This is a genomic window from Nitrobacter vulgaris, from assembly GCF_002028545.1.
GTDB classification, from domain to species: Bacteria; Pseudomonadota; Alphaproteobacteria; order Rhizobiales; family Xanthobacteraceae; genus Nitrobacter; species Nitrobacter vulgaris.
In genome coordinates this window covers 28777-41424 of sequence record NZ_MWPQ01000005.1, presented here as the reverse complement: position 1 = coordinate 41424, position 12648 = coordinate 28777, and the positions used below count along the sequence as shown (strand labels likewise).

Sequence of the window (12648 nt, the reverse complement as noted above, 5' to 3'; positions counted from 1 at the left end):
GGCGGATCGCCGCGCCAGTTTGCATCGGCCGTCCTCAAAAAGTGTCCGCGAACGATGTCCGAAGCCTGGTCGCTTCACCCGCAGCTGGAGGAGGACACGGTCTCCATCAGCGACCTGCCGCTCAGCCGTCTGCTGCTCAGCAAGGATGCCAGCTATCCCTGGCTTATTCTGGTGCCAAGACGAGCTGGTGCGATCGAGATCATCGACCTTGATCGCGACGATCGCGCACTCTTGATGACGGAGATCGGTCAGGCGTCAGAAGCACTCAAGGACATCACAGGTTGCGACAAACTCAACGTGGCCGCGCTCGGCAATCAGGTGCCCCAGCTTCACGTCCATATCATCGCGCGTCGCAAAGGAGACTTTGCATGGCCCCGCCCGGTCTGGGGCGTGGCGCCCGCGCTCGCATACAAGGCAGCAGAACTCGAAGCATTCTTGGGTGCTATCAGGCGCAGGACAGGGCTCGGTGAGACCATTGTTAGAATTCCGGCCGACGGAACCTGAGCAAAACCTGCCGGTTTAACCGCTTGTCCCGATCTTCCTCATTGGCAAGGATTTCCGCATGATGAAAAAGCCACGCATCCTGTGTATTGGCATGCCAGTGCGCGACCTGACCTTTCACGTGCAAGGCCTCCCGAAACGCGGCTTGAAAATCGGCGCCGAGCGCTTCGAGGAAATCGCCGGCGGCAACGCATTCAACGCGGCGGTCGCCATTTCCCGACTCGATGGCGGAGTGGCGTTTTGCGGCCCCATGGGGGACGCCGGCGAAACATCCAGCCGCTACATCTTCGACAAGGCGGCGGAGCTCGGCATCGCGATGCAGGACATCGTTCACATGCCCGGTCTGGTGACGCCGATCTCCACCGTCATGATCGATCCGGGCGGCGAGCGAACCATCATCACCTTCCGCGATCCCGAATTGTGGAAAGTGCGTTTACCCGAGGCTGACAGGATGCTCAGCGATTGCGACGCCATCCTTGCTGAAAGTCGATGCGCGGCGTTCTGCACCGGTCTTTGCGCTGAAGCGCGGCGCCGCGGCATCCCGGTCGTGATCGATGTCGATTCCGCCATGTCAATGCGCGAGGGTCTGCTCACTGCATCCTCACATCTGATTTTCTCGAGTGAAGCCCTTCAGGCCACTGCCGACATCGCCGACGACGCGGCGGCATTGCAGAAGCTCGCCAAGGTCACTCCATCCTTCCTAGCCGGAACGCGCGGCTCCCAAGGAACAGTGTGGCTCGATCCGAATGGCGGCGGCCTCCGCCAGACCGCCGCCTTCCCCGTCCACACCGTGGACACATTGGGCGCCGGAGACGTCTTCCATGGCGCTTTCACTCTCGCCATGACCGAGAATCAGGATCTTGAAGACGCACTCAGGTTCGCCTCCGCCGCAGCCGCCATCAAATGCACCCGCTTCGGCGGCGCCTTCGCCTGCCCGCAACGTGCTGAAGTGGAAGCCTTTTTAGAGCACGGCGGTTCGAACTGAGCCGAGCCCCGCTGACGACACTTGCATTGGAATATTTTTCTATATATGAGCTTGAATAACCTCAATATTGGAATAATGTTCTAGCCATGAGCGATCTTGCCCTTCAGACCATTGAATCCGGTCGCCGCCTCGACGCCATCGACCGCAAGATTCTCACCGTGCTCCAGGAGGACGCATCCCTGTCGGTAGCCGAGATCGGCGACCGGGTCGGTTTGTCCTCGACGCCCTGCTGGAAGCGTATCCAGCGGCTCGAAGCCGACGACATCATTCTGCGCCGCGTGGCGCTGGTCGATCAGAACAAGATCGGGCTCGGCATAACAGTGTTCGTATCGGTTGAAAGCGGAGACCACTCGGATACGTGGCTAACAACCTTCGCCAATGCGGTCCGCGCGATGCCCGAGGTGATGGAGCTCTACCGCATGGCGGGGGACGTCGATTACATGCTGCGCGTCGTGGTCGCCGACATGGCGAGCTACGACCTCTTTTACAAGAAGCTGATTAGTTCGGTCGCGCTGAAGAACGTCACCTCCCGATTCGCGATGGAGAAGATCAAATCGGTGACGGCACTGCCGGTGCCGGCGGCAAGCGCAGTGTAGTCGGCACGGCCTTCGTCGGAAATGCTCTGCCACGTCATTGCGAGGAGCGTTGGCGACGAAGCAATCCAGTTCTTTTTTGCCGCCTGGATTGCTTCGCTTCGCTCGCAATGACGGACGACCTCAAATCTTCTGATTGTATTCGCCGACCTCGGGATGGGTACGCAGCACGCTGTCCATCACCTCGAACATATCGCGCATCCGCTGCTCGGAGACCGGGCTTTCGACCACCACAACAAGCTCTGGCTTGTTCGATGACGCCCGCACCAACCCCCAGCTTCCATCCTGCGCCGTCACCCTGATGCCGTTGACGGTGACGAGATCGCGGATCGGCTGGCCGGCGATCTTGTCGCCGTTGGCCTTGGCCGCCTCGAAATGCTTCACCACGCTGTCAACGATGCCGTACTTGGCCTCGTCGGCGCAATGCGGCGACATGGTCGGCGAGGACCAGGTTTTGGGCAAGGCGTCCTTCAGATCTGCCAGCGATTTGCCCGCTGCGCGATCGAGCATCTCGCACACAGCGATCGCCGAGATCAGTCCGTCGTCGTAACCCCGGCCCATCGGCGCGTTGAAAAAGAAGTGCCCGGATTTTTCGAAACCAGCGAGCGCGCCGAGCTCATTGGTGCGCCGCTTCATGTAGGAGTGGCCGGTTTTCCAGTAGGTCGTCCGCGCGCCCTGCTGCTGCAATACCGGATCAGTGACAAACAATCCTGTGGACTTCACATCGACCACGAAATGCGCATCCTTGTGGATCGCCGACATGTCGCGCGCCAGCATCACGCCGACCTTGTCGGCGAAGATTTCCTCGCCGGTGTTGTCGACCACGCCGCAGCGATCTCCGTCGCCGTCGAAACCGAGACCGGCGTCGGCCTTGTGTTCGAGCACCGCGTCGCGGATCGCGTGCAGCATCTTCATGTCTTCGGGATTGGGATTGTACTTCGGAAAGGTGTGATCAAGCTCGGTATCCAGCGGGATCACCTCGCAGCCGATCGCCTCCATCACCTGCGGCGCGAAGGCGCCGGCGGTACCGTTGCCACAGGCCACCACGACCTTCAGCTTGCGCTTCAGTTTCGGCCGTTTCGTCAGATCAGCGATGTAGCGCGCCGGGAAACTGTCGTGAAACTCATAGGAGCCGCCCGCCCTGGTGGCGAAGGCAGCGCCGAGCACGATTTCCTTGAGCCGCGTCATCTCGTCTGGCCCAAACGTCAGTGGCCGGTTGGCGCCCATCTTGACGCCGGTCCAGCCATTGTCGTTATGCGAGGCCGTCACCATGGCGACGCAGGGGACGTCGAGCTCGAACTGCGCGAAGTATGCCATCGGCGTCATGCAAAGTCCGATATCGTGAACCTTGCAGCCCGACGCCAACAAGCCGGAGATCAGCGCGTACTTGATGGAGGACGAATAGCTGCGGAAATCGTGACCGGTGACGATCTCCTTCTTCTGGCCGAGTTCGCCGATCAGCGTGCCAAGGCCCATGCCCAATGCCTGGATGCCCATCAGGTTGATTTCCTTGCCGAACAGCCAGCGCGCGTCATATTCGCGAAAGCCGGTCGCCTTCACCATCGGCTCGGATTCATAGGCATAGGTGTTCGGTGCCAGAACGGGTTTCGGCTTCGGAAACATGCGGATGGGCCTCTCAAGGAAAGGACATGAGGAAATGCAGCGCTGGCGATACCACTGCTGCTGGAATGCGGGAGCTAGAACTATTCCTGCTTTGATGACATCAAAGCCGGGCTCAAGCTTGTTATTTTAACGCGTTTTCTTTGACGCGAACCGGTACCCACTTCGCTTAAAAACGCTACAGGTCTGTGAACGGCAATTGCGGCATAATTCGCGACGGCAAAACGACACGCGTCAACCCCGACGCCGATGCCGAATTACTGTTCCAGCATCATCCGCCCGTTCGCGAATTCGAAGCGCTTGAGTTTAGACAAAAAAGATAAACCAAGCAGATTTTCCGACAGCGCTTCGTCGGGCAGCACCATGGCATCGACATCGCGCACGATGAGACCGCCGATGTCGACCATGGCGAGCCGGGTACGCGCCGCCTTGAGCTTGCCGTTGGCCGTGGTCACCGTCGTCGTGTAGTCGTTCTGCGAGGGCCGCACGCCGAGCCGCGCGGCCGAGCTTTCGTTGAGCGCGACGACGGAGGCACCGGTGTCGACCATGAAGCCGATGCGCTGGCCGTCGATTCGGCCTTCTGTCTGGAAGTGGCCCCGGCCGTCGCGTGCAATGCTAATGCTGCGGATGCCGGCCTGGGCATTATCCTGAAGCGCGGCGAACGCCGTCGGCTGCGTCGACGTGGTGGGCCGCGCGGCTGCGGACGTGGTCATCTCGTCAGCCAGTTGCGCCATATAGGAGCCGGCGCCGATCAGAAGCGCGGCAAGAATTATCAGATTACGCATGGCGCACACTCACTGACAAATGACGACGCGGCGATCTCGCGACCGCCACCAGCCGGCTACGAGCAATGGCGAAGCTGCTATTTGTGCCAATAAGGATGAGCGAAGCGTTAACACGCGCGCGGAGCTGTGCGGCCGATCGGGAAAGTACCTATAGCGTTTTCGAGCGAAGTGGGTACCGGTTCGCGTGACGAAAACGCGTCAGGTCAAAAAGCTAGAGTCTTTCACATGAGCGTTGAAAGACGCTAGCGGCCATCTTCCGTCGTCAAGGCAAATGCCACAACCGCATAGCGCCTGTGGATCAGCATCAATAGTTCGGTCGGCGACGAGGACCGCCCAGCGCGCCGCCACGAGATGTCGAATGAGCAATCGATCCATCCGTCATCGCGACGCTTGGCTTCCGCAAAACTAGCCTGGTAGCCCACTTCTTGGGTCATCACAGGCAGTTCGATGACCGCCCGCATTTGCGTATCGTCCGCGACGATCAACCGGGCCCTGCGTTCACGGGGAATGAAATAGTCGACCCACCTGAGCGCCCCTAGAGTCATGACGGCCAGTACGGTGGCAGCCATGCCGAGCACGAGCTGGCCTCCACCCAGCGAGAGCCCGATCACGGTCATCAGCCACAGCGTCGCCGCGGTGGTGACGCCGGCGATGAGGTCACCCTTCTTGAAGATGGTGCCGGCGCCGATGAACCCCACGCCGGTCAAAATGCCGAGCGGCAAACGCATGACGTCAATCTGGACAAAGGACTCGACCGTTTTGCCGCTGGTCGATAGCAGGATGTTCGCTTGGATCATGGCGATCGAAGCAGCAAGACCGACCAGAATGGTGGTGCGAAATCCGGCCGCATGCCCTTGCACGCCCCGGTCAAATCCCACGATACCCCCCGCAACCATTGTCAGAGCGAGACGGATCGCGATATCCGACCAGGTCGGCTGCAGAAGCATGTCCATCATGTCCATGAAGGGCCTCAAGGTGGGTCACGGCGAGAGACGTCACGTCAACGCCTCATCAATGGTGCGAGTTCCCCGGTCAATCGGCCCCTTCAGGTCCCGCGTGGCTTAACCCGCCGTGTCGGCGGCGCATTCGCCGGATCATCCGGCCAGGGATGCCGGGGATAGCGCCCGCGCAGATCAGAACGAACGGCGGCATAGCTGCCGCGCCAGAAGCCCGGCAGGTCGCGCGTCACCTGCACCGGGCGATGCGCCGGAGACAGCAATTCCAGAACCAGCGGCACCTTGCCTTGCGCGATCGACGGATGCGTCGTCAGGCCAAACAATTCCTGCAATCTGACGGCGATGGTCGGCCCCTGCTCGGCTTCGTAGTCGATCGCGAGTATCGTACCAGTCGGCGCCTCAAAATGGGTCGGCGCCTCGCGCTCCAGCCGCGCACGCAAACTCCAAGGCAACAACGCCATCAGCGCTTCCGACAGATCGCCGGCTGAAAATTCCTTCAAAGCGGTCTTGTCGAACAGCGCGGGCGCCAGCCACATGTCGGTTGTGGCCACAAGCCCGGCATCGGACAGGTCCGGCCACTCCTCGCCTTCCGCCGCGCGCAGGAACATGACCCGGTCGCGCCATTGCTTGAGCGGCTTCGACCACGGCAAGCGATCCAGACCCGCTCCTATCAATCCTTCGGCGAGGATGCGCGCTGTCGTAACCGACGGCGCGACCGCCACCGGAGCTTCGGCAAGCGTGATCGCATGCAGCCGCTTGCGCCGCCGTGCCCGCAAACTCATCGCCGCGCGATCGAATGAGATCTCCTCGTCGGTCTCGATCTGGTCGGCGAAGCGCGATTCGATCTCCGCCTGCGCGATCGGTGCAGCCAGCAAGATACGGCTGTTCGCGGCGGTACCGGTCAGTTCAGCAACCGCGATAAAAGGCGACCGCGCCAGCGCCGAGGCCTGATCGGCCGACGCGCCGCGACCGTTGGCGAGCACGAACGACCCGTTGCCGCGATTGCGCGCCACGCGATCGGGAAACGCGAGAGCGAGCATCACACCGCTGGAAGGAAAGGTTTCTCCCTCCCCACCAGAGGCGGGAGGGGTAACAGGCACCGCTACCTGAGACGCCCAACGTTCCGCAAGCTGCCTCGCGCCGGTGGCGCGTGGCGAGCGGTCGCGGCGAAAGCTATCGAGCCTCGCATCGAGATCGACGCTGTCGCCGCCCAGACCCCGCTCGGTCAGCACCGCCGCAATGTCCGCAGCCTCCCGGCCTGCGCCGAGACGATGCGCGCCCACGATCATGCGCGCGAGCCGAGGGGGCAGCGCCAACGCCCGCAAACTTTTTCCTTCGTCGGTGATGCGGCCATCGGCATCCAGCGCGCCAAGCTCGCGCAGCAGGCTTCGCGCCTCGTTCAACGCGGGAGCAGGCGGCGGATCGAGAAACGTCAGTGTGGCGGGATCGCGCACACCCCATTGCGCGAGATCGAGCACCAACGACGACAGATCGGCTGAGAGGATCTCGGGCTGGGTATAGGCGGACAGCGAGGCGGTCTGCGGCTCGTCCCATAGCCGATAACATACACCAGGCTCCGTGCGGCCGGCGCGGCCCCGGCGCTGGTCCACCGCGGCGCGCGAGGCACGCATGGTTTCCAGCCGCGTCAGGCCGATGTCAGGCTCAAAGCGCGGCACCCTCGCCATGCCGGAATCCACCACGATGCGGACGCCCTCGATGGTCAGCGAGGTTTCTGCGATCGATGTGGCCAGCACCACCTTGCGACGCCCCCTCGGCGCGGGCGCGATGGCGCGATCCTGCACCGCGGCGTCGAGCGCGCCGAACAGCGGCACGATCTCAATGGATGCATCGTGCACCCGTTCAGCGAGCATATTTTGCGTGCGCCGGATTTCGGCCGCGCCCGGCAGGAACGCCAGCACGGAGCCTGCATCGGTGCGCAGCGCTGTCGCGATCGCGTCAGCCATCTGCCGCTCTAGTGGTGAATCGGGCTTGCGGCCAAGATATCGCGTTTCAATCGGGAAGGCGCGGCCCTCGCTTTCGATCACGGGCGCGCAGCCAAGACGTTTTGCAATCCGCGCGCCGTCGATGGTCGCGGACATCACAAGAATCCGCAAATCCTCCCGCAGTCCGGTCTGGACGTCACGCGCCAGGGCGAGCCCAAGGTCTGCATCGAGCGAACGCTCATGAAACTCGTCGAACAGGATCGCGGCAACACCGTTCAGTTCGGGATCGTCGAGGATCTGCCGCGAGAAGATCCCTTCGGTGACGACCTCGATACGCGTTCTGCGCGAGATCTTGGAGCCGAAGCGCACGCGATAGCCCACGGTCTCGCCAGCGCGCTCGCCCAACGTCTGCGCCATTCGTTCCGCGCTGGCGCGCGCCGCGATCCGGCGTGGCTCCAGCACGACGATCTTCCTGCCGGCGACCCAGGGCGTGTCGAGCAGTGCCAACGGCACCCGCGTCGTCTTGCCGGCTCCCGGCGGCGCCACCAGCACCGCGGCGTTGTGCGCAGCAAGCGTGCGTCCAAGTTCGCCGAGCACGGCGTCGATCGGAAGCGGGTTGGCGAATGTTTCCGTCAAGGAATAGGTCCGCGCGTACGGCATGGTAACGGGGAGACCGTCCTATAGCGTTTTCGAGCGAAGTGGATAACCGGTTCGCGTGGAGAAAACGCGTCAGATCAGAATGATAGAGCCCCGCTTCTGATTCCATCAGAAGCGGAAAGGCTCTAGCGCACCACTTGCCAAACGGCCAGGCGATACCTCTATCCGATCACTTTCCCGGGAAACCGGCACATTATTTGATTGGTGAAAGGAGAACGCAACCGATCCGCCTGTAAACAGGCCCCATCGCGCCGAAAAGAGACAACCATGACCGGAAACGGCACAGCTGCGCAGAAAACCGAACGGGTCGACTGGGTCGACTATGCCAAGGGCATCTGCATCATCATGGTGGTGATGATGCACTCGGTGCTGGGCGTTGAGGCCGCAGCCGGACAGACCGGTTTCATGCACCTCGTGGTCGAATTCGCAAAACCGTTCCGGATGCCGGATTTCTTCCTGATTTCCGGCCTGTTCCTGCCGCTCGTCATTAACCGCGACTGGCGCACCTACCTCGACCGCAAGGTCGTGCACTTCTTCTACTTCTACGTTCTGTGGACCGCGATCCAGTTCGGCTTCAAGGCCCCCCACTTTGCCGCCGAGGTGGGCTGGCCGGGCGTCGTCCATCTCTATCTGATGTCGTTCATCGATCCGTTCGGCACGCTGTGGTTCATCTATCTGCTGCCGGTGTTCTTCGTGGTCATCAAGGCCACGCGCCGGATCGCGCCTTGGGCGATCTGGGGCGCTGCGGCGGCGCTCGAGATGACGCACATCTCGACCGGCTGGACGCTTATCGACGAATTCGCCGCTCGCTTCGTCTACATCTATTCCGGATACCTGTTCGCAAACTACGTATTCGCATGGTCGGCCCGCGCCCGCGCTTATCCGGGATTGACGCTGGCGGCGCTTGCGCTGTGGGCTGTTGTCAACGGCGGCCTGGTCCATACTGGCATCAGCGAATGGCCAATCGTTTCGCTCGCGCTCGGTCTCGCCGGCGCCAGCGCCATCATCGCCGTTGGCACTTTGCTTGCGAAAATGCGCTGGCTGAACGTCGTGCGCTATTGCGGCGAGCACTCGATCGTCATCTATCTCGCGTTCTTCCTGCCGATGGCCGCCTCGCGCACGATCCTGCTGAAAGCAGGTTTGATCCACGATGTCGGCCTGATCTCTCTGATCGTCACCATCGCCGGCGTGATCGGCGCGGTGCTGATCTGGTGGGCCTGCCGCAACACGCGGGCGAACTTCCTGTTCGAGCGTCCTGACGCCTTCTGGATCGCGCCGAAGAAACGAGCCTCCGCGATTCAGGCGGCGGCCGAATAATCCGGCTCGGTCGCCCGGTCAAGGCCCGAAACCCTTGCGATTTTTGTCGGTCATGAGAACGCCGCGGGGGTGCCATCAGCGGGAAAACTCCTTAAGTTGCGGCCATGCCGAAGAAGCCCGCCGCCAAGCCCGCTGCCGCGATCGACGCAGCCGAGATCCCAGCCGCCATCCCCGCGACGATTCCTGCGGCGAAAGCTGAAGCTGGGACCAATATGCAGGGACAGCACGTCTTTCTGGTCGACGGCTCATCCTACATCTTCCGCGCTTATCACGCTCTGCCGCCGTTGAACCGCAAATCCGATGGGCTGCAGGTCAACGCGGTGCTCGGCTTCTGCAATATGCTGTGGAAGCTGTTGCGCGACATGCCGAAGGACGACAAGCCGACACACCTCGCGATCATCTTCGACAAGTCCGAGGTCACGTTCCGCAACAAGCTCTATCCCGACTACAAGGCGCATCGGCCGCCTGCACCCGACGACCTGATCCCGCAATTCGCGCTGATCCGCGAGGCGGTGAAAGCGTTCGACCTGCCCTGCCTCGAACAGATCGGCTTCGAAGCCGACGACCTGATCGCGACCTATGTGAGGCAGGCGTGCGAGCGTGGCGCGACCGCGACCATCGTATCTTCTGACAAGGACTTGATGCAGCTCGTCACCGACTGCGTCACCATGTACGACACCATGAAGGACCGCCGCCTCGGCATACCTGAAGTGATCGAAAAGTTCGGCGTGCCGCCGGAGAAGGTGGTCGAGGTACAGGCTTTAGCCGGTGACAGCGTCGACAATGTACCGGGCGTGCCGGGCATCGGCGTCAAGACCGCCGCGCAACTCATCACGGAATACGGCGACCTCGAAACGCTGCTACAGCGCGCCGGCGAAATCAAGCAGCCGAAGCGGCGCGAGACGTTGATCGAGAATGCCGAAAAGGCCCGCATCTCGCGGCAACTCGTATTGCTCGACGACAAGGTCGCGCTCGATGTGCCGCTGGACGACCTCGCGGTGCAGGAGCCCGACGCCCGCAAGCTGATCGCCTTCCTGAAGGCGATGGAATTTACCACGCTGACAAAACGCGTCGCGGACTATTCCGAGCTTAACGCGACCGAGATCGAGCCGGACAGAAAAAACGCCAGCGGGGCCTCTTCGACAGCGCCCAAGGCGTCCGTAGCCGCCGTCACCGGCGATCTGTTCGGTAGCAGCGATGGCGTCGTGAAAAGCACGCCGATCATCAGGGCAAAGGGCGACGCGGAGATCAAAACGCCTGCGGCCCTTGCCGCCGCCCGCCTTGAAGCGGTGCGCAAGCTGCCGGTCCAGCGCGACACCTACGAAACAATCCGCACGCTAGAGCGGCTGAAAGACTGGGTTGCCCGCATCGATAACAATGGCAGCTTTGCCTTCGAAGCCCTGGCACCGACGATTGATCCCATGCAGGCCGAATTGTCGGGCTTCACTCTGGCTCTCGCGCCGAACGATGCATGCTACATCCCGCTCAGCCACAAACAGGCCGGCGACGGAGCCGGCCTGTTTGCCGCCGGTCTTGCGCCCGGTCAGATCGCGGTCCGCGATGCGCTGGAGATCCTGAAGCCGATCCTTGAATCCAGCGGTCACTTGAAGATCGGGCTCAACATCAAGTTCAGTGCCGTGCTGCTCGCGCAGCATGGCATCGTCATGCAGAATCAGGACGACGTCGAGCTTATCTCCTACGCGCTCGATGCCGGGCGGGGCTCCCACGATCTTCAATCGCTGGCACAACGCTGGCTCGGGCACACCGCTTTGAGTTATGGCGAACTGACCGGCAGCGGCAAGAACAAGCTTGCCTTCGATCAGGTGGCGATCGAGCGCGCCACGGCCTACGCAGCGGAACATGCCGACCTCACCATGCGGCTGTGGCAGATCTTAAAGCCACGGCTGGTCGCCGAGCGCATGAATGCGGTGTACGAGACGCTCGAGCGGCCGATGGTCGCGACGCTGGCGCGGATGGAGCGGCGCGGCATCACCATCGACCGGCAGGTGCTGTCGCGTCTCTCGGGTGAATTCGCGCAGACCGCGGCCCGGCTGGAAGCCGAGATCCAGCAACTTGCCGGCGAGCCGATCAACGTCGGCAGTCCGAAGCAGATCGGCGACATCATGTTCGGCAAGATGGGCCTGGCCGGGGGCAGCAAGACCAAGACCGGCGCGTGGTCGACCTCGGCGCAAATCCTCGATGAGCTCGCCGAGCAGGGCCACGACTTCCCGCGCAAGATCCTGGACTGGCGACAGGTGTCCAAACTGAAATCCACCTATACCGACGCGCTGCCCGAATACGTTCATCCCCAGACCAAGCGCGTGCACACGACCTATGCGCTCGCCGCCACCACCACCGGCCGATTGTCGTCGAACGAGCCGAACCTGCAGAACATTCCGGTGCGTAACGAAGAGGGACGAAAGATTCGTCGTGCCTTCATCGCGGCCCCCGGACACAAGCTGGTGTCAGCCGATTACTCTCAAATCGAACTGCGGCTGCTTGCGGAAATCGCCGATATCCCGGTGCTGAAGCAGGCGTTCCGCGACGGCCTCGACATCCACGCCATGACCGCGTCGGAAATGTTCGGCGTGTCCGTAAAGGGAATGCCAGGCGAAATCCGCCGCCGGGCCAAGGCCATCAACTTCGGCATCATCTACGGCATCTCGGCTTTCGGCCTCGCCAATCAGCTCGGCATCCCCCGCGAAGAAGCAGCCGCCTATATCAAGAAGTATTTCGAGCGCTTTCCCGGCATTCGCGCCTACATGGATGCGACCCGCGATTTCTGCCGCGAGCACGGCTATGTCACGACCCTGTTCGGCCGCAAATGCCATTACCCCGACATCAAGTCGCCGAACCCGTCGCATCGCGCCTTCAACGAGCGCGCCGCGATCAACGCGCGCCTGCAGGGGTCGGCTGCCGACATCATCCGCCGCGCCATGGCGCGGATGGACGATGCGCTTGCGGCGAAGAGGCTGTCCGCACGGATGCTGCTGCAGGTCCATGACGAGTTGATTTTTGAAGTGCCGAACGAGGAGGTCGCGGCAACGCTGCCGGTCGTACAGCATGTGATGCAGGATGCGCCATTCCCGGCGGTGTTGCTGTCGGTGCCGCTGCAGGTCGACGCCCGCGCCGCTGATAACTGGGACGAAGCACATTAGGATCATCCCAACGGCGACCTGACAAGAACACAACAAGAACTGCACGACGACGCTGACGCCTGCACGCGCCGCCTTCGACTCGGAACGTTTCGCCGCTCGTGATATTGAATCCCTTTCTGCAGTTTTCAGCCCA

General features: G+C 62.2%; 9 protein-coding genes. 5 read left to right on the top strand and 4 right to left on the bottom strand.

Features of this window, described 5'->3' with window-relative positions; genetic code table 11:
• The first annotated feature begins 54 nt into the window (after positions 1-54).
• The 3 genes from B2M20_RS02010 (at position 55) to B2M20_RS02000 (ending at position 2082) form a co-directional block, all read left to right on the top strand.
• Positions 55-504 carry an HIT domain-containing protein gene (locus B2M20_RS02010; RefSeq protein WP_079445436.1) on the top strand — a complete coding sequence of 150 codons (450 nt, stop codon included), beginning with the start codon at positions 55-57 and terminating at the stop codon, positions 502-504.
• 58 nt (positions 505-562) lie between these two features.
• Positions 563-1486, top strand: coding sequence for a sugar kinase (locus tag B2M20_RS02005; RefSeq protein ID WP_079445435.1), 924 nt, complete (start codon positions 563-565; stop codon positions 1484-1486).
• A gap of 86 nt (positions 1487-1572) precedes the next feature.
• The gene (locus tag B2M20_RS02000; protein ID WP_079445434.1) at positions 1573-2082 is read left to right on the top strand and encodes an Lrp/AsnC family transcriptional regulator; all 510 of its coding nucleotides are present in this window, start codon (positions 1573-1575) and stop codon (positions 2080-2082) included.
• 120 nt (positions 2083-2202) lie between these two features.
• Here B2M20_RS02000 and B2M20_RS01995 read toward each other — a convergent pair whose 3' ends face one another.
• From B2M20_RS01995 to hrpB, 4 genes are all read right to left on the bottom strand, one after another.
• Positions 2203-3702: a phosphomannomutase/phosphoglucomutase gene (locus B2M20_RS01995; protein ID WP_079445433.1), complete on the bottom strand. Its 1500-nt coding sequence runs from the start codon at positions 3700-3702 to the stop codon at positions 2203-2205.
• 254 nt (positions 3703-3956) lie between these two features.
• On the bottom strand, positions 3957-4484 hold the full coding sequence (locus B2M20_RS01990) for a TIGR02281 family clan AA aspartic protease (protein ID WP_079445432.1): 528 nt from the start codon (positions 4482-4484) through the stop codon (positions 3957-3959).
• A gap of 242 nt (positions 4485-4726) precedes the next feature.
• Positions 4727-5446 carry an MgtC/SapB family protein gene (locus B2M20_RS01985; RefSeq protein WP_244553381.1) on the bottom strand — a complete coding sequence of 240 codons (720 nt, stop codon included), beginning with the start codon at positions 5444-5446 and terminating at the stop codon, positions 4727-4729.
• 83 nt (positions 5447-5529) lie between these two features.
• Positions 5530-8043 carry an ATP-dependent helicase HrpB gene (gene hrpB / locus B2M20_RS01980; RefSeq protein ID WP_079445431.1) on the bottom strand — a complete coding sequence of 838 codons (2514 nt, stop codon included), beginning with the start codon at positions 8041-8043 and terminating at the stop codon, positions 5530-5532.
• A 264-nt stretch (positions 8044-8307) separates the two neighbouring features.
• On the opposite strand from hrpB, the gene B2M20_RS01975 reads away from it, so the two are divergent.
• Positions 8308-9357: an acyltransferase family protein gene (locus B2M20_RS01975; RefSeq protein ID WP_079445430.1), complete on the top strand. Its 1050-nt coding sequence runs from the start codon at positions 8308-8310 to the stop codon at positions 9355-9357.
• Positions 9358-9461: 104 nt separating this feature from the next.
• Positions 9462-12515, top strand: coding sequence for a DNA polymerase I (polA, locus tag B2M20_RS01970; RefSeq protein WP_079445429.1), 3054 nt, complete (start codon positions 9462-9464; stop codon positions 12513-12515).
• The last annotated feature ends 133 nt before the right edge of the window (positions 12516-12648 follow it).

What these genes read in the sequence shown, in the direction of transcription:
- polA (WP_079445429.1), top strand. Translation starts at nt 9,462, where the DNA reads ATGCCGAAGAAGCCCGCCGCCAAGCCCGCTGCCGCGATCGACGCAGCC.
- B2M20_RS02010 (WP_079445436.1), top strand. Translation starts at nt 55, where the DNA reads ATGTCCGAAGCCTGGTCGCTTCACCCGCAGCTGGAGGAGGACACGGTC.
- B2M20_RS02000 (WP_079445434.1), top strand. Translation starts at nt 1,573, where the DNA reads ATGAGCGATCTTGCCCTTCAGACCATTGAATCCGGTCGCCGCCTCGAC.
- B2M20_RS01985 (WP_244553381.1), bottom strand. Translation starts at nt 5,446, where the DNA reads ATGGACATGATGGACATGCTTCTGCAGCCGACCTGGTCGGATATCGCG.
- B2M20_RS01975 (WP_079445430.1), top strand. Translation starts at nt 8,308, where the DNA reads ATGACCGGAAACGGCACAGCTGCGCAGAAAACCGAACGGGTCGACTGG.
- hrpB (WP_079445431.1), bottom strand. Translation starts at nt 8,043, where the DNA reads ATGCCGTACGCGCGGACCTATTCCTTGACGGAAACATTCGCCAACCCG.
- B2M20_RS01990 (WP_079445432.1), bottom strand. Translation starts at nt 4,484, where the DNA reads ATGCGTAATCTGATAATTCTTGCCGCGCTTCTGATCGGCGCCGGCTCC.
- B2M20_RS02005 (WP_079445435.1), top strand. Translation starts at nt 563, where the DNA reads ATGATGAAAAAGCCACGCATCCTGTGTATTGGCATGCCAGTGCGCGAC.
- B2M20_RS01995 (WP_079445433.1), bottom strand. Translation starts at nt 3,702, where the DNA reads ATGTTTCCGAAGCCGAAACCCGTTCTGGCACCGAACACCTATGCCTAT.